Genomic DNA, 22,201 nt, shown 5'->3' with positions numbered 1-22,201 from the left:
TCCTACTGCAGTACGAAATTAGTGAAAAGCAACTGTTCGATCACCACTTTGCCCAGCTCTTTCTGCGCCACTTCCTGGACGCTGGCGGTGGCCTTCTGGCGCAACATCTCTTGGCCGACCGGGGTCGCCAAGGTGGCGAAATCCTGACCGGAGAAGAGCATCACCAGGTTGTTGCGGATCACCGGCATGTGCACTTTGAGCGCTTCCAGATCGGCCTGATTACGCGCCAGCATGGTGATGCTCACCTGCATGTAGCGCTGACGGCCGTTCTGGTTGTAGTTGGCAACAAAGGCCGGCGCCATCGGCTCGAAAATCGCCGGCTGCTTGCCGACAGGCGCTGCATCAGCGGCTTCGGCAGGCTTGCTCTGAGCGCTGTGCATGAAGAACCAGGTCGCCCCCACGGACGCGCCAATGGCCAGCAGCAACGCCAGCACGATCACAATGATCAGCTTGAGTTTGCCTTTGGTTGCGGGGTCTTTCACTGCTGCTGTTTCGCTCTTCGCCATGCCAATAATCCGTCACTAATCGGGTTTTCACAGTCGCACGGCAAGGCAAGAGCAAGTGTTATGCCAGAAGTGTCGGCCGTAGCGCAGACAACGCTAAAGTCAAAGGCACCCTCACCCCAGCCCTCTCCCGGAGGGAGAGGGAGCCGACCGAGGTGTCTTGCGTTAAACATCGACGTGAAAGACCCAGTCGATTAGAGATTCACAGCAGAAGTATCAGATCGGCGTACTTCAAGAGCATCCCCCAATCAGTCCCCTCTCCCTCCGGGAGAGGGCTAGGGTGAGGGTTTTCAGGGGGCCGACCGAGATGCAAGACGTCAAACACCGACCTGAAAGACCGAGTCCATTATGGATTCACAACAGGAGTATCCGGTCGACGTACTTCGCAAGCATTCCCCAATCAGTCCCCCCTCCCTCTGGGAGAGGGCTAGGGTGAGGGTTTTCAGGGGGCCGACCGAGGTGCAAGACGTCAAACATCGACCTGAAAGACCGAGTCCATTATGGATTCACAACAGGAGTATCCGGTCGACGTACTTCGCAAGCATCCCCCAATCAGTCCCCTCTCCCTCTGGGAGAGGGCTAGGGTGAGGGTTTTCAGGGGGCCGACCGAGATGTCGGACGTCAAACATCGACCTGAAAGACCAAGTCGATTATGGATTCACAGCAGCAGTATCCGGTCGGCGCACTTCAAGAGCCCCAATCAGTCCCCTCTCCCTCCGGGAGAGGGCTAGGCGGGCGGCGTTCCGATGAGGGGCTCTTGATTTTGCTCAGGCGTAATAGTCGACCGCGCTGCTGCCAATCACGCTGGTGGTTTGAGCGGCGGCTTCAGCAATGGTTGCAGGCGCCAATTCGTCATCCGCCGAATCGAGGCGACCGCCGGCCGCGCTGGTGCGACCACTCTGGCCCTGCTGCGCCTGTTCCTGACCTTGTTGCCCCTGCCAGCCACGGTTCTGGTCGGAGACATTGACGTCGACCTGACCCATGCCCTGCTGGTTGAACATTTCGCGCAGGCGATGCATCTGGCCGTCCAGCGCTTCTCGCACGCTTGGATGCGCGCTCATAAAGGTCACTTGGGTCTGCTGGTCCGGAACCATGTTGACGCGAATATCCAATCGCCCCAGTTCAGCCGGCTGCAGCTGAATGTCCGCCGCCTTCAGATTGGCACTCGACAGATACATGACGCGATTGACCACTTCTTCAGTCCAGCCGCTCTGGTGCATGGCGATCGGCTGATTCACCGGTACCGCGTTCGCTGTCTTCGGCGTGGCCGCCTGCGTCAGTGCCGCCAGACGGTTGGCGAAGTCATCGACGCGGGTATCGCTGGTCGCAGTCTTGAGATCTTTGAGGCCATCGTCGATCAAGCCGCTGAACGCTTTGTCACCACCCTGGCTGGTGCTGTCCTTGTCGGCTTGCACGTCGAGCATACTGGCCATGCCGGCGGCGAAGGTTTGCGCGGAAGTCAATTCACCGTCGGCCTGAGCCTGAGCCGGCGACGCTTTCGGTTGCGCCTGGCTGGCGGCGGAAATGTGCCCGCCTTGCTCCATCGCCATGCGCACGGCCGGCATCGAGTCGAGCGGGTCGGCCGAAGGGTCGAAATCGCTGTCGGTGGCCGGTGCCGGATCTTTGACCGTCCCCGGCAGAGCGGCAAGCGCAGGCGTTTCGGCTTCAGGCTGGGCACTCGCGACGACCGCCGGAGTCTGTACAACTGGCGCCGTGACTACCGGCTGCACAGCGGTTGCCAATGCCGGATCAAGCGTCGGATCAACCGGCGCCGCGTCTACCACTGGCGCCTGGGCGGTGTCTGTGTTGTCGTCGCTGCTGGCGCTGCTGTCATCGGTCGCTGCGGTTTTGTCGGCAGGCAAGTCGTTGCCGCTATCGGCAACCGCCGGCTGTGCAGCGGCAGACTGATCTTTGCCGATGTCCTTTTTGCCGCTGTTGTCAGCGACCTTGTCGCGCGCCGACTTCGGCGAATTGTCAGCGGTGGCGACAGGCTTGCTCGACCCCTGATCGGCGAACACTTTAGCGAAGCTTGAGGCTTTATCCCCGGTGTCTACGGCCATAGCCGACGTTTTGGCCGAGGCAGCTTGCGCCTTGGCCTGAGCGGCATTCTGAAGAAGGATGTTGGGGGTCGCAGGCATGAAACGGTCTCCGCTGCACTGGGATCGTAGGTACAGTTGCAGAGATAACTGCAAGTGCCGGGCCAGTTTTGCCCGGCGCTCGTAAAAAGCGCCGGACGGCGGGATCAGTGCGTGTGAGCAGGATGTTTTTCGCTTTCATAAACCGGGCGAACTTCAGCAAATTCGCCACTGATCTGAGCGACCAGTTTGACTATTTCCGCCGGGCTCTTATTTTTGGCTTCCGACTCCAGCTCCTGGCAGAGCGCCGCCAAACGGACAGCCCCCATGTTGCTGGCGCTGCCCTTGAAGCTGTGGGCAACTTCCGACAAGGCCTTGGCATCCACCGCTTTTCGCAGATCAACCAAGCGACTTTCGGAATCCGTCAGAAAGGTATCCAGCAGCTCTGGATAACCATCCTCCATGACATCGCGCAGTACGCTCAGCGCCTCGCGATCAATATGTGTGTCAGTCACTTGTTCACTCCTTGATCAAGAATTGCGCGAATTATGCCTCAACCGCCCAGGAAAACTCCACGCGGGCACTACGACCTTCGTCCGACCAACTGGCGTTATGCCCCAATTGCCGGACCAGACTGACGCCGCGCCCCGACAAACGGATACCGTCCAGCGGCCTTTCCATGACTCGCGCCACATCAAAACCCTTGCCGCTGTCCTCAACGCGAATCACCAGCCGGCCGCCCTCGCCTTGTGGCTGCACCTGCAGATGCACACGGACAAAGCCATCCTGCAGCGCCTCCAGCCGATCGTTGCGCTGCTGATAATAGCGAGCAAAACCCGCCGCATCGCGCTTGAGGCTGGAGTCCAGACCCAGCACGCCATGTTCCAGCGCATTGGAATACAACTCGGCCAGCACGCTGTACAAAGCACCACTCTGCGCCCGCAACCCATGCACCTCAAGCAGCAACTGCAACAGGTACGGCAAGGGATTGAAGCGCTTGAGCGTGGCGCCACGAAACTCGAAGCTCACCGACCAGTCGAGCGGGCACGACTGGCCGCTGTCGGAATACACCGGCGCCGACGGTTTGACCTGCGCCGGCTCCAGCAGGCTGACCTCGACCATGCTGACATCGTCGCGCGCCTCGCCACGAAAATCCCGCAGCGCCTGCTCGATATCCTCGAACAAGCGATCCGGCTCGCGATTGGCGGCGAACACCTGCTGCAAACGCTCGACGCCGAACAGTTGATCACTGGCGTCACTGGTGTCGATCACCCCGTCAGACAACAGAAACACCCGATCACCGGCGGCCATCGGATGCACTTCCGTACGATCATCGAACGCCTGTGCACTCAGCACCCCCAACGGCAAGTGCCGCGCTGCCAGCGGCACACGCTCGCCAGTGGCAATCCGATGCAGATAACCGTCAGGCATGCCACCGTTCCACACTTCGACCGAACGCCGCTGAAAACTCAGGCACAGCAACGTGGCACAACAGAACATGTCCACCGGCAGGATGCGCTTGAGCTTGGCATTCATCTCGCGCAGGGTTTCCGCCAGGCCGTAGCCCTTGGCGGTCATGCCATAGAACACCTCGGCCAGGGGCATCGCCCCGACGGCTGCCGGCAGGCCATGGCCAGTGAAATCGCCTAACAGCACATGCATGTCCCCTGCCGGCGTGTAGGCCGCCAGCAGCAGGTCACCGTTGAACAAGGCATAGGGCGATTGCAGGTAGCGGATGTTCGGCGCACTCAGGCAACCGGAATGCGCCACCTTGTCGAAAACGGCTTTGGCCACACGCTGTTCGTTGAGCAGGTAATCATGGTGTTTGGCGATCAGGTCGCGCTGTTGCAGCACGGTTGCCTGCAAGCGGCGCAAGCGATCCATTGCCTTGATTTTGGCGGCGAGGATCACTTGGTTGTAGGGCTTCGCCAGAAAGTCGTCGCCACCAGCCTCCAGACAACGGGCCAGCGCTTCGCTTTCAGTCAGCGAGGTGAGGAAGATGATCGGCACCAGGGTTTCACCCGCCAGCGCCTTGATCTGCCGCGCGGCTTCGAAGCCGTCCATGACCGGCATCATCGCGTCCATCAGCACCAGATCGGGTTGCTGCCGGCGAAACAGATCGACCGCTTCGGCACCGTTGGCCGCCGTCAAGACGTTATGGCCCTGACGACGGACGATGGTCGACAGCAACAGGCGATCGGCGGCGCTGTCTTCGGCGATCAGTATGGTCAGCGGCTCCTGCGCCTGCATGGTCGTCAAGTGATGTCGAAGAGTTTGTCGAAATTGGAGATGGCGAGGATCTTCTTCACATCTGAGCTGCTGTTGACGACTCGCACGTCCGAGTTATCGCCGCCGGCGTGATCGCGCAGCAGGAGCAGCATGCCCAGTGCGGAGCTGTCGAGGTAGGTGGCTTCTTTCAGGTCGACCACAATGGATTCAGGCTTGGTGTCGAGCCGCTCATAGGAATCGCGAAATTCCTGATGGCGACCAAAATCAAATCGACCCTTGACGGAAATCGTCAGCTTTTGACCATCCGGAGAGACTTCTGTAACGACTGACATTGACTGGCTTCCTTGTCATTGACGAACCTGTACAAGGTTTAGCACTTGGTAGACCCATGGGCAAGGTGCAACACCGGATCAAATGTGGGAGCGAGCCTGCTCGCGAAGGCGTCGTGCCAGTCAACAATTGAGTCAGCTGACCGAATGCATTCGCGAGCAAGCTCGCTCCCACAGGGTTTCGCGGTGCAATTTAGAAGGGATTCTGTCGCGGCAAACGCTGTGACAATTCATCGAGCAACTTCTGCTCGCGCTTGTCTTCGAGACGTTGCGCCTCTTCGCGATAACGCTGCACCAGTTTGCGCAAACCTTCGACCTTGGCGAACGCCTGTTGCCATTCCTCACGCGCCTTGTCGAGTTTGTTCTGGTGCCAGACCAGGCTCTGGCGCTGCTGGTCGACGGCGGTGTCGAGTTGCGCCAGAAAGCCCTGAAAACCCAGCAGCCACTGCCCGCTCACGCCGGTACTGCCGCGCACGATCCATTGCTGCGAGTAATCCAGACGAAAGGCATTGAGGTCGGCGAGTTTGCTTTCTGCGACTTTGACCTGACCCTGAAAATAGCCCAGCCGTTGCACGGCGGTTTTCTCGGCCTGTTCGGCCATGTCCACCACCGGAGCCAGGCGCGCAGCGCGGCTGACGGCCATGGCCGGTTACCCGCCCGCCGCAGGGGCGAACAAGGTCTCGAGATAGGCCTGGCTTTCACCCATGTTGATTTTGTCGTTGAGGCCCTGACGCTGGTAGCGCACCAACTGCGGTTGCAGGGAAATCGCCAGATCGGTCTCGCGGTCGCCGCCGGCAACGTAGGCGCCGACGCTGATCAGATCGCGGCTCTGCTGATAACGCGACCACAACTGTTTGAAGTACTGCGCGCGCTGCATGTGTTCCGGCGAAACCACCGCCGGCATTACCCGGCTGATCGACGCTTCAATGTCGATGGCCGGATAGTGCCCTTCCTCGGCCAGACGCCGGGACAGCACGATGTGACCATCAAGTACGCCTCGAGCCGAGTCGGCAATCGGATCCTGCTGGTCATCGCCTTCGGACAACACCGTATAGAACGCGGTAATCGAACCACCGCCCTTCTCCGCATTACCGGCACGCTCAACCAGTTTCGGCAATTTGGCGAACACTGACGGCGGATACCCCTTGGTTGCCGGCGGTTCGCCGATGGCCAAGGCGATTTCCCGCTGCGCCTGGGCGAAACGGGTCAGCGAATCCATCAGCAGCAGGACGTTCTTGCCCTTGTCGCGGAAATACTCGGCAATTCGCGTGCAATACATGGCGGCGCGCAGGCGCATCAGCGGCGCATCGTCCGCAGGGGATGCGACGACCACGGAACGCTTGAGACCTTCTTCACCGAGGATGTGCTCGATGAATTCCTTAACTTCTCGACCCCGCTCACCGATCAGGCCAACGACGATGATGTCGGCCTCGGTGAAGCGGGTCATCATGCCCAGCAACACCGATTTACCGACACCGGTACCGGCGAACAGACCCAGACGCTGGCCGCGACCGACCGTCAGCAAACCGTTGATGCAACGGATACCAACGTCCAGCGGTACGCTGATCGGGTCACGGTTGAGCGGGTTGATCGTCGGGCCGTCCATTGGCACCCAGTCTTCGGCCTTCATCCCGCCCTTGCCGTCCAGCGCACGACCGGCGCCGTCGAGGACGCGCCCGAGCATGCTCATGCCCATCGGCAAGCGACCGGTATCAGCCAGTGGTACCACACGGGCGCCCGGGGCGATGCCGGCAACGCTGCCGACCGGCATCAGGAATACTTTGCTGCCGGAAAACCCCATGACTTCCGCTTCGACCTGGGACGGGTGATAGCTGTCGTCATTGATCACCAGGCAGCGCGTGCCCATGGCGGCGCGCAGGCCTTCGGCTTCGAGGGTGAGGCCGACCATGCGCAGCAGGCGACCTTCAAGAATCGGCGCGCCGGCAATCTCGGTGGCCTCAGCGTAAGTACTCAGGCGCTTGGCGAAACTGGTGCGTTCAAGGCGCATCGGGTTCGTCCGCGAGCGGCTCTTCAGGCGAGGCCGCCGGTTTTACGTCTTCAGGAATGTCCAGAGTCAGATCCGCTTCAGCCGGGTGCAACGCCTGCTCGTGCAACTGATCAAACAGTTTGGCCATGACCTGAGCGACGCGGGTTTCGATGCTGGCATCGATGCGGCTGTGCTCGGTTTCAACCCGACAGCCACCCGGCAACAGCGCTTCGTCTTCGACAATGCGCCAGGTTTCCTCATGACGTTCGCGCAAGGCCTTGGCCTGTTCGAAGTCCTGCGGATTGACGTACAGACGCACGTTTTCCACACCCAGCGGCAACAGCTTGAGCGCATCGCGCATGACGTGTTCGATCTGGCTGGAATCAATGGCCAGTTCGCGCTTGATCACCTGTCTGGTGATGTGCTGCACGAGGTCGACCAGCGACTTTTCGATCTGCGTATCTTGCTCGGCGATGGGCTCGAACAGGTTCGCCATCAACTGCTCAAGGCTGGCAAGTTTTGCCGCCAGCGCCACTTCAGCTTCCTGACGAACCTTGAGCGTGGCGCTGTGAAAGCCTTCTTTCTCGCCGATGCCAAAGCCCTCGTTGTAAGCCTCCTGACGGATGCTTTCGAGTTCTTCCAGGGTCAGTGGCTGGACTTCTTCCAGCGGCACCTCTTCCATTTCCGGCGGTTCGGGTTCCGGCTCTGGCTCGGGTTCCGGTTTCGGCGGGTCGAAGCTGGGCATGGCCCAGGATTCGAAACCACGGACATCGCGGGCACGGATCAGATCCGTCACATCGTCGTCGTGCTTGTCCATGGGCTTAGATCATTTCCTCGCCACCTTTGCCACCGAGTACGATCTCGCCGGCTTCGGCCATACGACGGGCAATGGTGAGGATTTCTTTCTGCGCGGTTTCGACATCGCTGACGCGCACCGGGCCTTTGGCCTCGAGGTCGTCGCGCAACAGTTCGGCAGCACGTTTGGACATGTTCTTGAAGATCTTCTCTTTGACGCCTTCGTCCGAACCCTTGAGGGCCAGCACCAGCACGTCCGAGGACACTTCGCGCAGCAACGCCTGAATGCCACGGTCGTCGACATCGGCGAGGTTGTTGAACACGAACATGAGGTCTTCGATCTGACCGGACAGGTCTTCGTCGACTTCGCGGATCGAGTCCATGAGCTGGCCTTCGATCGAGCTGTCGAGGAAGTTCATGATGTCGGCCGCACGCTTGATGCCACCCAGGGTGGTGCGCGAGGCATTCGAGTTGCCGGAGAACTGCTTCTCGAGAATCTGGTTCAGCTCTTTCAGTGCTGCTGGCTGTACGGTGTTCAACGACGAGACGCGCAGGATGATGTCCAGACGCACCTTGTGGTCGAAGTTGCCGAGCACTTCACCGGCCTGATCCGGGTCGAGGTACGCCACCACGATCGCCTGAATCTGCGGGTGTTCGTAACGGATCACGTCAGCAACGGCGCGCGGCTCCATCCATTTCAGGCTGTCGAGGCCACTGGTGTTGCCACCGAGCAGGATGCGGTCGATCAGGCCGTTGGCCTTGTCTTCACCCAGGGCCTGAGTGAGCATTTTGCGCACGTAGTCGTCGGAACCGACGCCGAGGCTGGTCTGGTCGCCGACGATATCGACGAACTCGCTCATGACCTGCTCGACCTGCTCGCGATGGACGTTGCCCATCTGGGCCATGGCCACGCCGACACGCTGAACCTCTTTCGGGCCCATGTGGCGCAGCACTTGTGCGGCGTCGGTCGAACCCAGGGACAGCAGCAGAATCGCGGCTTTGTCGACCTTGGTCAGTTTGACGGTAGCGGCTCGGTTATCACTCATCTGCGTTAATCCACTCTTTCACGACCTGAGCCACGCGACCCGGATCCTCGGCCACCAGACTCTTGATTGCATTCAGTTGCGCGTCATAACCCTCACTTGGGCTCGGCAACAGAATGCTCTGCGGACCACCGAGGCTTACGCGGTCGTTGGCCAGGTCGCCGTCCAGGCCGCCCATCCCACCGAGTTCCACGTCGCTGCCCAGACCGGCCAGCTCCTTGCCTTTGCCGCCGCCGGTAATGTTGTTGAGCACCGGACGCAGCACACCAAACACCAGCACCAGGATGAACAACACACCCAGCACTTGTTTGACGATGTCCCAGAACCATGGCTGGGAGTAGAACGGAATATCGGCAATCACTTCGCCGCGCTCGGCGGAGAACGGCATGTTGATCACGCTGACGCTGTCGCCACGACTGGCGTCGAAACCGACGGCGTCCTGGACCAGACGGGTGAAACGCGCCAATTCGTCGGCGCTCCACGGCGCGCGTGTGGTTTCGCCGTTGGCCGCGTTGACCTTGACCTGATCGTCGACCACCACCGACACCGACAGGCGATTCAGGCGACCCTGCTGCTGTTTGGTGTGGCTGATGGAACGGTCGAGTTCGAAGTTCTTGGTCGATTGTTGACGCTTGTCTGCCGGGTATGGCGCGAGCATCGGCTGGCCGGTGGCCGGGTCCATGATCTGCTGACCGTTGGCGTCAACCAATGGCTGGCCTGGCTGCACCATAGCGGCCGGCGCGGCGGCGCCACCGGTGGTTTGCGGCGCCGAGGCTGGCGACGGCGGCTGGTTGCTCAGGGCACCCGGCACACCTTGCGGGCCATTGCTGGCGGTGCGTTGTTCGTTGACCGACTGCTCGCTGCGCAACGCCGGTTGATCCGGGTTGAACTGCTCGGCAGTCGACTCGACGGCATTGAAATCGATGTCGGCCGAGACCTCAGCCTTGTAGCGATCATTGCCCAATACCGGCTGCAGAATGTTGTGCACGCGCTGGGTGAGCATGCTTTCCATGCGGCGGCTGTAATCGAACTGCTTGCCGGCCATGGTCATTTCGGAGTTCTCCGCCTGATCAGAGAGCAGGTTGCCCTTCTGGTCGACGACGGTGATCTGCGACTTGCTCAATTCAGGAACGGAGGTGGCCACCAGGTTAATGATCGCCACCACCTGCCCCGGCTCCAGCGAACGACCGGAATACAACTCGACCAGAATCGAAGCACTTGGCTTGCGTTCATCACGCACGAACACCGAACTCTTCGGAATCGCCAGGTGCACGCGGGCACCCTTGACGTTGTTCAAGCTGGAGATGGTCCGCGCCAGTTCACCTTCGAGGCCACGACGGTAGCGCGTCGCTTCCATGAACTGACTGGTGCCCAGCCCCTGTTCCTTGTCGAGGATTTCAAAACCGATGTTGCCGTCGCTGGGAGTGACACCAGCAGCGGCGAGTTTCATCCGCGCACGGGACAGGTCATCGGCCTTGACCAGCAAGGCGCCGGAGTTCGGTTCGACGGTGTAAGGAATGTCAGCAGAGGCCAGGGTGTCCATGACCTGCTTGGCGTCCATGCCGGCAAGGCTGCCGTACAACGGACGGTAATCCGGCTGCTGCGACCACAGCACCACGGCAAAGCCAATCGCCACGCTCGCAGCCAGGCCGACCAACAGGCCCACCTGACGCAGCATGGTCATCTCGGAGAGGTTTTCCAGGAAGGACAGGCCGAACAGCGGCGGTTTGCCGTCTATCGGGGTGGCCTTGGCCGGAACGTTATCGGCGACTGCTTCTGCCATGACTCAATCTCGTCCTTAAACCGGCATCTGCATGATGTCTTGATAAGCCTGAACCAGCTTGTTGCGCACCTGGGTCAGAGCCTGGAACGACACGCTGGCTTTTTGCGAAGCGATCATCACGTCCGTCAGATCGACGCCGCTCTTGCCCACTTCGAATGCGTTGGCCAACTGAGTCGACGCGGTCTGGGTATCGCTGACCTTGTTGATCGCCTGACCGAGCATGTCGGAAAAGCTGCTGCCTCCCAACTCAGGGACAGCGGTCGTCGATTTCGGCGCAGACATGGCATCCAGCTTCATGGCCTTCATGTCTGTCATCAACCGATTAAATTCAATACCTTGGCTCATGGTCTACTCTCTTGGGCGGCCCGCAATTTTTTGACACTCACTCGGCGGGTACACAGGTATTAGCAACAAGGGTGCCAGCTCATGGGCACCCCTTTCAGAAAAGCGTTTTCAAATCGTTGCGCCAGACGTCAGGTGGCGAACAGATAACCTTCGACGTCCATCCCGGCATCGCGCATTTGCGCCAGCTTGTAGCGCAGGGTGCGCGGGCTGATTCCGAGCTTTTCCGCCGCCTCTTTACGTCGGCCGCGCTCGGCGCGCAGGGTGTCGATGATCATCTGAAACTCCCGGCGCCGCAGGTCATCGCCCAATGCACCGGCCGAATCCGCTTCGATTTCCACCTCGCGAAGCACCGCTGACACCGGCGCGACGACGGGCATCGCGGTGTACGTCACGGGACCGGCCAGACAGAAATCCTGCGGCTGAATCAAACCGCCCTGCTGCAAGATCAGCGCACGCTGAATGGCGTTATCCAGCTCACGCACATTGCCCGGCCACGGGTAAGCGGTCAGGCAAGCTTGCGCTTCAGGTGAGAGTTTCGCCGCCGCGTGCTTCATTTTATTGACGTGTTTGGCCAGCAACCTTTCGGCCAGCGGCAGGATATCGGCAGTGCGCTCGCGAAGTGGACGCCAGGCCAAGGGGAAAACCGACAAACGGTAAAAAAGATCCTCACGGAAACGCCCCGCCGCCACTTCGCCCGCCAGATCGCGGTTGGTGGTCGCGACCACGCGAATATCCAGGGCAATCGGTTTACGCGCCCCGACGCGCTCGACCTCGCGCTCCTGCAACACGCGCAGCAGTTTGGCTTGCAGGCCGAGGGGCATTTCGGAGATTTCGTCGAGCAACAGCGTGCCACCGTCGGCTTGTTCGAACTTGCCGGCCTGCGCCGCGATGGCGCCGGTGAACGAACCCTTCTCGTGGCCGAACAACGTGGCTTCGAGCATGTTGTCCGGGATCGCCGCACAGTTGATCGCAATGAACGGCTGGCTGGCGCGATGGGATTGCTGGTGAATGTAGCGCGCCAACACCTCTTTACCGGTGCCGGATTCGCCGGAGATCAGCACTGTCGAATCGCTGCGCGCCACCCGCGCTGCCAGCTCCAGCAACTGCGCACTGGCCGGCTCGACGGCCACCGGACCGTCGCCGTCGCTTGTGCCAATACTGCCTAGCGCATGCCGTGCCACCAGATCCAGCAAGGCCTTGGGTTCAAACGGCTTGACCAGATAGTCGGCCGCGCCCTGGCGCATCGCATCGACCGCACGCTCGACCGCGCCGTGCGCCGTCATCAGCAACACCGGCAATTGCGGTTGGCGGGCCCGCAACAGCGAGAGCAACTGGTGACCGTCCATGCCCGGCATGTTGACGTCGCTGACCACCAGATTGAACGCCTCACGCGCCACTGCCGTCAGCGCTTCTTCAGCGCAGCCGACCGCGTGGTAATCGTGCCCGGCCAGCAACAACGTATCGGCCAGCGCCTCGCGCAATGAGCGGTCATCCTCGACCAGCAAAACCTTGATGCCCATGTCTTTTACTCAGCTCCGTGTACAGCGGAAAACAGCGGCAGGATCACCTGCGCGCACGTGCCGCGCCCGACCCGCGAACGCAGCAGCAATTCTCCCTGATGCGCGCGGGCCACAGCCTTCACCACGGTCAGGCCGAGGCCGGTGCCGGTGACCTTGGTGGTAAAAAATGGCTCGCCAAGCCGCGCCAGAACCGCAGGCTCGATGCCGCTGCCACTGTCGCTGATACTCAGATGCAGGTTGTTGTCACGGGTGTAGCAATGCACTTTCAGGCGGACGTCGCCGACACTGGCCTGAATGGCGTTTTCGATCAGGTTCAGCAGCGCTCCGACCAGCGTGTCGCGGTTGCACAGCAGCTCACCGGCATGACTGTCGCACTGCCAGCGGATGGGCAGATCCTGGACATGCGTCAGCGCTGCCGCTTGCAGCGCCTGCATTAAGGTATTCGGGGTCAGGCGATCGGTCAGCGGCAACTCGCCGCGAGCGAAGACCAGCATGTCGCGCACCTGGTGCTCCAGCTCGTGCAGGCGCTCTTTCAGGCGCCCGGCGAAACGCTGCTGGGTAGCGACCGGCAATTGCTGCTCAGTCAAATGACTGGCGTAGAGCAAAGCGGCTGACAGCGGCGTGCGGATCTGATGGGCCAGCGAGGCGACCATGCGCCCCAGCGAGGACAAGCGCTCGTGGCGTGCCAGTTGATCTTGCAGATGACGGGTTTCTGTCAGGTCATTGAGCAGCACCAGTTGCCCCGGCTCGGCATCCAGCGAACGGGTGGCGATCGACAGGCGTCGACCATTTTTCAAGGAAACTTCATGACCGTCGTCTTCACGCGGGGCAAAGCAACGCGCAATCACATGGCGCCACAGCTCGCCCTCAAGCGGCAAGCCGAGCAGTTCGATAGCGGCAGGATTAGATTCGCGCACCATGCCGTGACCGTCGATGACGATGACGCCACCGGGCAACAGATCAAGGAGATTTTGCAGGCGGTTGGCCAAGCGTTCTTTTTCCGCCAGCTCCTGCATGCGCTGGGCACTGACGACTGCGAGCTCACCCTTGAGCTCGGTCACCCGTGCTTCAAGCATGCTGTAGGAGTCCGTCAGTTGGCTGGACATCTGGCTGAACAGCTCGAATGCCTGCTCCAGGCCCTGTCGGCTTGCCTGCTCTACGGAGGACGGCTGCCCCTCGGGACTGGAGGCAGTAGACATCTGGGCGTGGGGCATTGTGCTTTCTCGCTTGGCTGACCGTCAGTTAAACGGAACGTTGCGAGGGCTGTAGCAATACCCGTGCCTAAAAAAAACTGCTTATAAATGAAGCAGTTGAAAAACAGGCGTCAATCCTCCGCCTGTTCATCTCCATCGCGCCGGCTCATGCCGTACTTGCGCATCTTCTCCACCAGGGTGGTGCGACGGATACGCAGGCGTTCAGCCGCACGCGCCACAATGCCATTGGCATCGTCCAGCGCCTGCTGAATCAGGCCTTGCTCCAGACCACCGAGGTAGTCTTTCAGGTCCAGGCCTTCCGGCGGCAGCATGGCGTTGGCGGTGAAGTCCGGCGTATGGCCGTTGATCGCCACGCGCTCTTCGAGATCGCTGCGCAGGCTGTCGACCATTTGCTCGTCTTCGTCGTCGACATAGCGGAATTTCTTCGGCAGCTCGACCACGCCGATCACCCCGTACGGATGCATGATCGCCATGCGCTCCACCAGGTTGGCCAGCTCGCGGACGTTGCCCGGCCAGCCGTGACGGCACAGCGACATGATCGCTGCCGAGTTGAAGCGGATCGAACCGCGCTTCTCGTGCTCCATGCGCGAGATCAGTTCGTTCATCAGCAACGGAATGTCTTCGACGCGCTCACGCAGCGGCGCCATCTCGATCGGGAACACGTTCAGGCGATAGTAAAGGTCTTCGCGGAAGGTGCCGATCTCGATCATGCTTTCGAGATTCTTGTGGGTCGCGGCGATGATGCGCACATCGACGCTCTGGGTCTTGTTGCTGCCCACGCGCTCGAAGGTGCGCTCCTGCAGGACGCGCAGCAGCTTGACCTGCATCGGCAGCGGCATGTCGCCGATTTCGTCGAGGAACAGGGTCCCGCCATTGGCCAATTCGAAGCGGCCGGCACGGCTGGTGATCGCGCCGGTAAAGGCGCCCTTCTCGTGACCGAACAATTCGCTTTCGAGCAGCTCTGCCGGGATCGCCCCGCAGTTGACCGGCACGAATGGTGCGTCGCGGCGCTTGGAATGGTAATGCAGGTTGCGCGCAACCACTTCCTTGCCAGTGCCGGACTCACCGAGGATCAGTACGCTGGCATCGGTGTCGGCGACTTGCTGCATCATCTGGCGCACGTGCTGAATCGCACGGCTGGTGCCGACAAGGCTGCGGAACAGATTGGGTTCGCGATGACGACCGCGCTCGCGTGCCTGGTCGTACATCTCGCGATAGACTTGGGCACGGTGCAGGGAGTCGAGCAATTTGCTGTAGCTGGGAGGCATTTCGAGGGTCGAAAGCACTCGGCGACGCTGGTCTTCAGGCAAGTCAACGGAAGAATTATCGCCCATCAACAAAACCGGAAGGAACTCATCCCAGGTTGAGAGTGTCTTTAGCAAGCCCAAAAGCGCACCAGGAGCATTAACCGTCCCGATCAGTACGCAAATGACCTCACGACTAGACGACAAAGAGCCGACTGCCTGCTGCCAGTCATGGCTGCCGCAGGGTAAATTTTCTTCGCCAAGAAAATTTAGAATCACCGCCAGGTCGCGGCGGCGGACGCTATCGTCATCGATCAGCAGAATTTTGGTTTCACGCCACATGCAATAGCAACTTCCCTAGTCAACTCAATGCCCAAAATAAGGGGCAAGCGAGACGCTTGCAGGACACCATGTGCCTGTAGACGCCTGAAATCTGAAAACAGCCACTAGTTAAGTCAAAAAACCGTGCACAGTCAAATTTATGGCGCACATGTCTGGATTAACTGGGGGTTAATTAACCAAACAGATGGTAAACCTTTGCCGCCTTTTGCGCTTGGGTGATCTGCGACATCTCGTTGGCTATCGCCTGCCGCTCACCCATGGCCACCTCGAGAAGCTCCTTGTAGACGTGGAGCAACTCCTCAAGGTTGTCGCGCAACGCGACCTCGTCCAGCGCAGCCTCAGCCATGACGTCTTCCATGCAGGAACGGCAAGCCAGATCCAGTTCACCAATGGCTTCCCAATTGCGTTCAGCGAGGGCAGTAACCAACGCTTCTCGGGTATCGGCGATTCGCTGCAATACAAGACTCATGACGATCTCCTTTAAAACTGCGGAGCAGGCACAGGGGCAATAGCATCCCAGCCTTCCTTGACCGTGCTCAGCAAGCCGGCAACCTCATCAAGAATGCGCAGGTCGCTGCTGATGTTCGCCTCGGCGAGGCGCTTCATCATGTAGATATACAGCCCATCCAGATCAGCCAGGGTATCTGCGCTGTTTTCCAGATCAAGGCCTTCGCGCAGACCGCTGACAATGCCAATCGCCTTGCTGATCGAAGTGCATTTGCCAGGAATGTCCTTGCGCTCGATGGCGCCTTTGGCCTGAGCGATACGGGCCAGACCACCTTCCATCAACATTTGCACCAGACGGTGCGGGCTCGCTTCGGATGTCTGAGCGTGTGCGCCGACTTTCTGATACTGCCGAAGGGCTAACATCGGATTCATGTTCTACCTCATTGCCACAATGACTCGTATAACCAGTGTATCGCCAACGAATCACAGAACTTTAGATCAAAAGACAAAAACCCGGCGCACGCCGATGAAGCGTAGCCGGGTTTTTGTCGTGCCCGCCTTTTACTTCGCGGACTGCTGAGCGTTCAGCGAGCTGAAGAACGACGTAATGTTGCTCGCCGTAGCCTTCATCTGCCCTACCAGCAAGTCCATGGCGTTGTACTTGGCAGTCAACGTCTTGGTCAGGTTGGCGACACGCAGATCCAGCGCCAACTGCTGCGACGTGAGGCTGCGGGTGTTGTTGTTCAGAATGGTCATACGCTGATCAAGCAGACCGCTGGTGGTTTTACCATCAGCAGAAGCTTTGAGGTACGGATCGACCGCTTTGCTCATTCGCGCCAACAGACCGTTTTTGTCGTCGGTACCGGAGAACAGCTGCTGCACCTGGCCAGTCATGCCTGGCTGAGACATGGCCTTGTTGAAAGCCGTCGCGTCCAGCGTCAGCTTACCGGTGTCGCGATCGGTCATGACGCCGATCTGCGACAGCACACCCAGCTCGCCAGGCGACGAAGTGGTCAACTGGGCACGAATGTCCGCAATCAACGTCCGCGGCAGAGAGTCACCGGTAAAAGCGGCCTGCACCGTCAACTTGCCATCTTCGTCCGGCGTTGCCTTGGACAGGCTATCGATGGTGGTCTTGAGCGTGTTGAAAGCGTCGACGAATTGCTGAACCGAAGCCTGCAAACCCTTAGTGTTGGTATCGACAGAGACCTTGACCGCGGTGGGGCTGGCTTCCACCAGGTTCATGGTCAAGCCACTGATCGCGCCGCTCACTGTGTTGCTCTTGCTGGTAACGGCAAGACCATCAATGGTCAGCTTCGCATCCTTGGCAATATCGCCCACAGCCCCTGAGTCACCAGCGGCCGGGGTCGCAGACATGACCTTGGTGCCATCGATTTCCAGACCGGCAATACCACTGACCGTCAGGTCGGAGCCTGCGCCCGTCTTGTTGGAGCTGATCACCAGACGCGAAGCGCCCGAGCTGTCGGTCACGATGTTGGCGGAAACACCGTTGACACCCTGCGCCTTGTTGATGGCATCACGGGTAGTCTGCAAGGTAGCATTGGCCGGAATATCGACATTGTAATCAGTGCCATTCTGACTGATTTTCAGGGTACCACTCGGAATGGCACTGGCCGCGCCGCCGGCAAAGGATGCACTGGCTACTTTCGAGCCGGTGGCCAAGTTATTTACCACGACACTGTATGTGCCCGAAACAGCCGTGTTATCGGAAGTAGCGGTCAGCGTTGTCGGGGTAGCCGAGGTCGCCGCGTAACCGGCAAACGCAGGGTTGGTCTTACTGCCCAGATCGGTCATTGCCTTCTGGTAGGCCGCCAATGCGTTTTTCAGCGCACCGACACCGGAAATCTTCAGGGTGTTGGTTTTGGTCGCAGAATCGATCTGCGTCTGCTTCGGCGACTTGTCGGCGTTTACCAGCGCGGTCACGATCGCGCCGATGTCCAGGCCGGAACCCAGTCCGGAACCCGGTAGAATTGGACTTGCCATGTGCATCTCCCTTCAGATTGTTGCCATTCTTTTGACCGTTACACGCATCTTGAGAACGGACAAACATAATTCATGCCAGCTATCAGACTTTGGCGTCAAACAATACGTGACTCGCATTGGCGAGGCTGTCTGCCAGCTTGAGGGCTTCTGCGGAGGGAATCTGTCGTACGACCTCACCCGTCTCGCTTGCGATCACCTTGACGATGACCTTCCCGGAATGCTCATCGATCGAGAACTCCAGATTGCGCTTGATCGATTGGACGAACTTCTCGATCTCCTGCACTGCCAGTTTCAGCTTGGCGTCATCCGTGCCCTGACTTTTCCTGTCAGCGACCGGCGCTTCGACCTTGGCAACTTTTGGCGTCTCTGACGGCTTGTCAGCAACAGGTGTCGCTGGCTTGGGAGCCGGATAAGACACGTTAAGCTTTACGCTCATGTCCATGCCCATCACCTCCTAACGAAAAAAGCGAGAGAGCGCGACCAGCGCACTCCCCCGCTCAAACTCATTCCGAAATTACTGAAGCAGCTTCAGTACAGCGGAAGGCAGTTGGTTGGCTTGAGCCAGAACAGAGGTCGAAGCCTGTTGCAGGGTTTGCTGCTTGGTCAGGTTAGCAGTCTCTGCGGCGAAGTCGGTATCTTGTACGCGACCTTGTGCAGCAGTGGTGTTCTCGGTGATGTTCTGCAAGTTCTGGATGGTGCTGGTCAGACGGTTTTGCGAAGCACCCAGGCTGGCACGAGTTGCACCGATGGCAGCGATTGCAGCGTCGATCGCGGTGATCGCGTTGTCGATGTTCTGCGAAGCGCCAGTTACGTTAGCACCGGTCAGGGACAGAGTACCGCTACCTACCGACAGGCTTACTGCGTCGAACTTGGAGCTCAGTACCAGGTCGATGTGGTTAGCCGAACCGGTGTTTGCGCCCACTTGCAGGGTCACAGTACCAGCCGAACCGTCCAGCAGGTTTTTGCCGTTCAGGTTGGTCGAAGCCGAGATACGGGTGATCTCGTCGGACATCTGAGCGAATTCAGCGTTGGTAGCGGTCTGGTCAGCAGTGCCGTTGGTACCGTTACGTGCTTTAACAGCCAGTTCACGCATACGCTGCAGGATGTCGGTAGTAGCTTGCAGAGCGCCTTCAGCGGTCTGGGCAACGGAGATACCGTCGTTGGCGTTCTGGATGGCTTGGGTGTTACCACGGATCTGCGAGGACATACGGTTCGAGATCTGCAGGCCAGCGGCGTCGTCTTTAGCGCTGTTGATTTTCAGGCCGGAAGACAGGCGCTGCATCGAAGTCGACAGAGCGTCGGAAGCGCGGTTCAGGTTTTTCTGAACGTTCAACGACGTGGTGTTGGTGTTTACTGTTAAAGCCATGACGAATTCCTCGTTGGTTGGGTACTGCGGCTTCCGGCCCTGGCAACCGCCGGGTATGGCCTAGAGAACCTTCGTAATAGTTATCGTCGGGTTTGCAGGTTGCTTGAGGGCTTTTTGAAAAAAATTTGCCATCACCCTGCCACCCCCGAGAAAACAAAGACTTAGCAGTACGTCAGCCGCGAAAAAATGACGTCATAAAACCGACTGCCGCGCAAAGCTGCGGGCCAGTGCTGTCGGCGTGTTCAGACCGGAACACTTTCCAGCAACTCGATCAATTCGTACTCCATATAATCAGCCAGCCCCAACCAGTCCTGGCGCTCCTGACAATCGAGCATTTGCGCGAGCACCTGCGCCCACATTTGCTGGACATCCGCAGACCCCAAGAGCAGCAACTGCTGTGCATCTTCGAAAACATCAACCATGCCCAGCGCTGCCTCGACATCCCGCCCCAGCCGAAACAGACCGGCAGACTGACGGCATTCACCGATGCACTTTTTCATCGCCGTCATTGCACAAACTCCTGATTGAATTGCGTCCCGGCGATCAGCGCACCCGCCCTGCTGCTGTTGAAGAACTCAACGTGCGGATGCGCAGCGATGTAACGTTCCAGCACACACAGGTAACCGCGAAAGTTGAGCTGGGTACTGACTCGCTGTCCCTGCCCATCGCGCACCCAGTGCCGCGCCTGATTCACACCCGGCCCCAGATCGCCATCGCTCCAGCCCGCGTGAGTCTTGTTCATCGGGAAGGCGAAATCGGCGCCAAATAGCGTGATGCGAGACGCGCCCATTTGCACCGCCAGATCGACCGCCGGATGGATCACGCTGCCGCCGACGTGCAGCAGCGCGCGCGGATGCTGTTCACGCAACCCGGCGTAGACCGGACTGGCCGAGTAACCGCCATAGCGCTTGCCCTTCCAGGCCCGCAGAACTTCGGGATCGCTCATGGGCAAATACACCAGCGGGATACCGTCAGACGCCTCGAACGGCAAATGACGGAAGCTGATGCGCTGATCAATGGTCACCACCAGATCCGGAACGATCCCGTGCTCAATCAACGGCCGATACGCCGTGTCGACACAGATGAACAGCGGGCGCTGAGCCTGAGTCCGGAGCGCTGCCAATCGTTCAAAGTGCCCTTCCAGAGTCGGCCCGGTAGCGATCACATAGATCTCGCGATCGGTGCAGGTACCAAACAACTGCGCCACATCGTCATCACCCAGCAGCACCGGCAAGCAGTCCTGCAAGCGCTGTTGAATGAACGGCGACTGCGCGTCGAATTCGCGATTGTTAAAACTCAGATGGACTTCATTGACCAGCCGATCGCGAATCTTCGCGTTGTAGTCATCGGCCAGCAACATCTCGGCAGGCAGGGCAAAAAACGGCGTGAACAAGTCCGGATGATCGGCAGCGTAAAACAACTCGACCCGCGGGTCCTCCAGCCACTGACGCTGATCGAGCAGTTGCACCACCAGCGCAAACAGCGCGCCATTGAGGATGTGCACGTACAAGCGTTGCAATCCCGTTCGCTCAAGCAGCACACCGGGCAAATCACCGAGACCGGTGCCATAGACGTGCAGTTGCGCCTTGTCCGGCAGGCTGGCCGCCTGAATCTGCGCTTCATGGAGGCGATCGTGACGACTGGTGAGCTGGATGCCGTTGATGCTCAGCGTCGAGCCTAGCCCCTCAACCAATTGAGCCGCAATGGCCGTACTGTCTTGCGCCATCAGTCGTTCGAACAGCGCCGGCCAGCGCCGTTGCAACACCTCGGCATTGGCTTGAAAAAACTCGCTCATGGCGCCTCGCGCTCCCTTCCAGGCAAAAAAATAGCGTTCAAGGTTAACCTTGAACGCTATTTTTGTATCCGCCGCTTTTGCTCGGACTCAAGGGCGATAGATGATCGCCGAGCCCCATGAAAGACCGACACCAAAACCGCTCAGCGCAATACGCTGCCAATCGGAATCGATGACGTGTTTTTCCAGCAGTAACGGAATGCTCGACGACACGGTATTACCGGTCTCGACCATGTCCTTGATGAACTTCTCCGGCTCGCCTTCGAAACGCCGCGCCACGGCATCGACAATCGCCGCACTGCCCTGGTGAATGCAGAAGGCATCGATGTCATCGGCCTTCAGACCGGAATCGTCGAGCAGTTCGTGCAAGTGTGCCGGGACTTTGAGCAGCGCAAAGTTGAAGACCTGACGACCGTTCATGAAGAACACGCCATCGGTGACTTTCAAGTGCGGTGCACCGGAGCCGTCGGTGCCAAACTTGGCCTTGCCCAGCGCCCAGGTCGGATCTTCACCCATCCACGTAGCGGTTGCGGCATCGCCGAACAGCATGGTGGTGTTGCGGTCTTCCGGGTCAACGATTTTCGAATACGGGTCAGCGGTAATCAGCAGGCCGTTCTTCAGGCCGGCGGCTTCCATGAAGCCCTTGATCGCGTAGATGCCGTAGACATAACCGGAGCAGCCCAGGGAAATGTCGAAGGCCGCCACGTTGGTCGGCAGACCGAGTTTGTCCTGCACGATTGCAGCCGTGTGCGGCAGGCCTTCTTCGTCACCGTTCTGGGTGACGACGATCAATGCGTCGATCGATTCACGTTTCAGATCCGGGTTGCTGGCAAACAGCGCATTGGCCGCTTCCACGCACAGGTCGGAGGTTTCTTGTTCAGCGTCTTTGCGCGGCAGGAATGCCGAACCGATCTTGCCAAGGATGAATTCTTCATCCTTCTCGAATTTTGCACCTTGTGCGTAATTGTCCACGCCGGCTACAGGAACGTAGCTCGCAATGCTTTTTATGCCAATCATTACGGCTTCCCAATAAAAAACAGCCCAAGACCACCGCTCGCAAGGATTTCGAGGGGCGCCGACAAACAGAAAACGGCCGCCACAACGGGCAGCCACGGGGAGCGCAAAGGGCTATCACTGGAATCGAAAACGAGCCAGGCGCCATCTCCCCGATCAATACAATACA

22 protein-coding genes are annotated in these 22,201 nt (G+C 59.5%); all 22 read right to left on the bottom strand.

From position 1 onward, the window contains the following. Window positions 1-2: 2 nt before the first annotated feature. The 22 genes from fliL to CLU80_RS21585 all read right to left on the bottom strand — a co-directional run bounded on the left by fliL (window position 3) and on the right by CLU80_RS21585 (window position 22,035). Window positions 3-506, bottom strand: a complete 504-nt coding sequence (gene fliL, locus CLU80_RS21690; protein ID WP_007920033.1) for a flagellar basal body-associated protein FliL — start codon at window positions 504-506, stop codon at window positions 3-5. A gap of 764 nt (window positions 507-1,270) precedes the next feature. Continuing rightward, window positions 1,271-2,641 carry a flagellar hook-length control protein FliK gene (locus CLU80_RS21685; protein ID WP_099758356.1) on the bottom strand — a complete coding sequence of 457 codons (1,371 nt, stop codon included), beginning with the start codon at window positions 2,639-2,641 and terminating at the stop codon, window positions 1,271-1,273. A gap of 104 nt (window positions 2,642-2,745) precedes the next feature. Beyond that, window positions 2,746-3,093, bottom strand: a complete 348-nt coding sequence (locus CLU80_RS21680; protein WP_093439737.1) for an Hpt domain-containing protein — start codon at window positions 3,091-3,093, stop codon at window positions 2,746-2,748. Window positions 3,094-3,124: 31 nt separating this feature from the next. Beyond that, complete coding sequence (locus CLU80_RS21675; protein WP_099758354.1) at window positions 3,125-4,828, bottom strand: ATP-binding SpoIIE family protein phosphatase; 1,704 nt, start codon at window positions 4,826-4,828, stop codon at window positions 3,125-3,127. Between the two features lie 5 nt (window positions 4,829-4,833). Next, window positions 4,834-5,139: an STAS domain-containing protein gene (locus CLU80_RS21670; protein ID WP_093439728.1), complete on the bottom strand. Its 306-nt coding sequence runs from the start codon at window positions 5,137-5,139 to the stop codon at window positions 4,834-4,836. Between the two features lie 190 nt (window positions 5,140-5,329). Further along, window positions 5,330-5,779 (bottom strand): flagellar export protein FliJ, encoded by a 450-nt coding sequence (gene fliJ / locus CLU80_RS21665; RefSeq protein WP_093439724.1) that lies wholly within the window; start codon window positions 5,777-5,779, stop codon window positions 5,330-5,332. Between the two features lie 6 nt (window positions 5,780-5,785). Beyond that, window positions 5,786-7,144, bottom strand: coding sequence for a flagellar protein export ATPase FliI (fliI, locus tag CLU80_RS21660; protein ID WP_093439720.1), 1,359 nt, complete (start codon window positions 7,142-7,144; stop codon window positions 5,786-5,788). Next, a complete protein-coding gene (fliH, locus tag CLU80_RS21655; RefSeq protein ID WP_099758353.1) occupies window positions 7,134-7,940 on the bottom strand; it encodes a flagellar assembly protein FliH in 807 nt (268 codons plus the stop codon). Before fliH ends, fliI begins: the two co-directional genes overlap by 11 nt. A gap of 4 nt (window positions 7,941-7,944) precedes the next feature. Beyond that, a complete protein-coding gene (gene fliG / locus CLU80_RS21650) occupies window positions 7,945-8,964 on the bottom strand; it encodes a flagellar motor switch protein FliG (protein WP_016771079.1) in 1,020 nt (339 codons plus the stop codon). Beyond that, on the bottom strand, window positions 8,957-10,744 hold the full coding sequence (gene fliF, locus CLU80_RS21645) for a flagellar basal-body MS-ring/collar protein FliF (RefSeq protein WP_093439711.1): 1,788 nt from the start codon (window positions 10,742-10,744) through the stop codon (window positions 8,957-8,959). Before fliF ends, fliG begins: the two co-directional genes overlap by 8 nt. 15 nt (window positions 10,745-10,759) lie before the next feature. Beyond that, window positions 10,760-11,089: a flagellar hook-basal body complex protein FliE gene (gene fliE, locus CLU80_RS21640; RefSeq protein ID WP_007920044.1), complete on the bottom strand. Its 330-nt coding sequence runs from the start codon at window positions 11,087-11,089 to the stop codon at window positions 10,760-10,762. Between the two features lie 128 nt (window positions 11,090-11,217). Further along, a complete protein-coding gene (locus CLU80_RS21635) occupies window positions 11,218-12,609 on the bottom strand; it encodes a sigma-54-dependent transcriptional regulator (protein ID WP_099758351.1) in 1,392 nt (463 codons plus the stop codon). A 5-nt stretch (window positions 12,610-12,614) separates the two neighbouring features. After that, window positions 12,615-13,808 carry a sensor histidine kinase gene (locus tag CLU80_RS21630; protein ID WP_175559666.1) on the bottom strand — a complete coding sequence of 398 codons (1,194 nt, stop codon included), beginning with the start codon at window positions 13,806-13,808 and terminating at the stop codon, window positions 12,615-12,617. A 125-nt stretch (window positions 13,809-13,933) separates the two neighbouring features. Beyond that, window positions 13,934-15,409, bottom strand: a complete 1,476-nt coding sequence (locus tag CLU80_RS21625; RefSeq protein ID WP_007920053.1) for a sigma-54 dependent transcriptional regulator — start codon at window positions 15,407-15,409, stop codon at window positions 13,934-13,936. Window positions 15,410-15,581: 172 nt separating this feature from the next. Next, window positions 15,582-15,878: a flagellar protein FliT gene (gene fliT / locus CLU80_RS21620; protein ID WP_016984299.1), complete on the bottom strand. Its 297-nt coding sequence runs from the start codon at window positions 15,876-15,878 to the stop codon at window positions 15,582-15,584. 11 nt (window positions 15,879-15,889) lie between these two features. Further along, the gene (fliS, locus tag CLU80_RS21615) at window positions 15,890-16,288 is read right to left on the bottom strand and encodes a flagellar export chaperone FliS (protein ID WP_093439698.1); all 399 of its coding nucleotides are present in this window, start codon (window positions 16,286-16,288) and stop codon (window positions 15,890-15,892) included. A gap of 129 nt (window positions 16,289-16,417) precedes the next feature. Continuing rightward, on the bottom strand, window positions 16,418-17,860 hold the full coding sequence (gene fliD / locus CLU80_RS21610; RefSeq protein ID WP_007920056.1) for a flagellar filament capping protein FliD: 1,443 nt from the start codon (window positions 17,858-17,860) through the stop codon (window positions 16,418-16,420). Window positions 17,861-17,942: 82 nt separating this feature from the next. Then, a complete protein-coding gene (locus tag CLU80_RS21605; RefSeq protein ID WP_093439690.1) occupies window positions 17,943-18,302 on the bottom strand; it encodes a flagellar protein FlaG in 360 nt (119 codons plus the stop codon). 72 nt (window positions 18,303-18,374) lie between these two features. After that, window positions 18,375-19,226: a flagellin domain-containing protein gene (locus CLU80_RS21600; RefSeq protein ID WP_093439686.1), complete on the bottom strand. Its 852-nt coding sequence runs from the start codon at window positions 19,224-19,226 to the stop codon at window positions 18,375-18,377. A gap of 242 nt (window positions 19,227-19,468) precedes the next feature. Next, on the bottom strand, window positions 19,469-19,735 hold the full coding sequence (locus CLU80_RS21595; protein WP_099758350.1) for a hypothetical protein: 267 nt from the start codon (window positions 19,733-19,735) through the stop codon (window positions 19,469-19,471). Next, a complete protein-coding gene (locus CLU80_RS21590) occupies window positions 19,732-21,021 on the bottom strand; it encodes a motility associated factor glycosyltransferase family protein (protein WP_093439670.1) in 1,290 nt (429 codons plus the stop codon). The genes CLU80_RS21595 and CLU80_RS21590 overlap by 4 nt, the downstream gene beginning before the upstream one ends. Window positions 21,022-21,108: 87 nt before the next feature. Further along, on the bottom strand, window positions 21,109-22,035 hold the full coding sequence (locus CLU80_RS21585; protein WP_007920064.1) for a ketoacyl-ACP synthase III: 927 nt from the start codon (window positions 22,033-22,035) through the stop codon (window positions 21,109-21,111). Window positions 22,036-22,201: the final 166 nt, after the last annotated feature.

The organism is Pseudomonas sp. 29 (assembly GCF_002754355.1).
Lineage (GTDB): Bacteria > Pseudomonadota > Gammaproteobacteria > Pseudomonadales > Pseudomonadaceae > Aquipseudomonas > Aquipseudomonas neuropathica.
Note: the sequence above shows the minus strand (reverse complement) of the source record. Positions and strands in the feature narration are given on the sequence as shown.

Bases quoted from the DNA above. Each gene is read 5' to 3' on its own strand.
- CLU80_RS21670 (WP_093439728.1), bottom strand. From the start codon at position 5,139: ATGTCAGTCGTTACAGAAGTCTCTCCGGATGGTCAAAAGCTGACGATT.
- fliH (WP_099758353.1), bottom strand. From the start codon at position 7,940: ATGGACAAGCACGACGACGATGTGACGGATCTGATCCGTGCCCGCGAT.
- fliS (WP_093439698.1), bottom strand. From the start codon at position 16,288: ATGAATCCGATGTTAGCCCTTCGGCAGTATCAGAAAGTCGGCGCACAC.
- fliF (WP_093439711.1), bottom strand. From the start codon at position 10,744: ATGGCAGAAGCAGTCGCCGATAACGTTCCGGCCAAGGCCACCCCGATA.
- fliI (WP_093439720.1), bottom strand. From the start codon at position 7,144: ATGCGCCTTGAACGCACCAGTTTCGCCAAGCGCCTGAGTACTTACGCT.
- CLU80_RS21685 (WP_099758356.1), bottom strand. From the start codon at position 2,641: ATGCCTGCGACCCCCAACATCCTTCTTCAGAATGCCGCTCAGGCCAAG.
- CLU80_RS21635 (WP_099758351.1), bottom strand. From the start codon at position 12,609: ATGGGCATCAAGGTTTTGCTGGTCGAGGATGACCGCTCATTGCGCGAG.
- CLU80_RS21595 (WP_099758350.1), bottom strand. From the start codon at position 19,735: ATGACGGCGATGAAAAAGTGCATCGGTGAATGCCGTCAGTCTGCCGGT.
- CLU80_RS21590 (WP_093439670.1), bottom strand. From the start codon at position 21,021: ATGAGCGAGTTTTTTCAAGCCAATGCCGAGGTGTTGCAACGGCGCTGG.
- CLU80_RS21675 (WP_099758354.1), bottom strand. From the start codon at position 4,828: ATGCAGGCGCAGGAGCCGCTGACCATACTGATCGCCGAAGACAGCGCC.
- CLU80_RS21630 (WP_175559666.1), bottom strand. From the start codon at position 13,808: ATGTCTACTGCCTCCAGTCCCGAGGGGCAGCCGTCCTCCGTAGAGCAG.
- CLU80_RS21600 (WP_093439686.1), bottom strand. From the start codon at position 19,226: ATGGCTTTAACAGTAAACACCAACACCACGTCGTTGAACGTTCAGAAA.
- fliL (WP_007920033.1), bottom strand. From the start codon at position 506: ATGGCGAAGAGCGAAACAGCAGCAGTGAAAGACCCCGCAACCAAAGGC.
- CLU80_RS21585 (WP_007920064.1), bottom strand. From the start codon at position 22,035: ATGATTGGCATAAAAAGCATTGCGAGCTACGTTCCTGTAGCCGGCGTG.
- fliT (WP_016984299.1), bottom strand. From the start codon at position 15,878: ATGAGTCTTGTATTGCAGCGAATCGCCGATACCCGAGAAGCGTTGGTT.
- fliG (WP_016771079.1), bottom strand. From the start codon at position 8,964: ATGAGTGATAACCGAGCCGCTACCGTCAAACTGACCAAGGTCGACAAA.
- CLU80_RS21625 (WP_007920053.1), bottom strand. From the start codon at position 15,409: ATGTGGCGTGAAACCAAAATTCTGCTGATCGATGACGATAGCGTCCGC.
- fliE (WP_007920044.1), bottom strand. From the start codon at position 11,089: ATGAGCCAAGGTATTGAATTTAATCGGTTGATGACAGACATGAAGGCC.
- fliJ (WP_093439724.1), bottom strand. From the start codon at position 5,779: ATGGCCGTCAGCCGCGCTGCGCGCCTGGCTCCGGTGGTGGACATGGCC.
- fliD (WP_007920056.1), bottom strand. From the start codon at position 17,860: ATGGCAAGTCCAATTCTACCGGGTTCCGGACTGGGTTCCGGCCTGGAC.
- CLU80_RS21605 (WP_093439690.1), bottom strand. From the start codon at position 18,302: ATGGACATGAGCGTAAAGCTTAACGTGTCTTATCCGGCTCCCAAGCCA.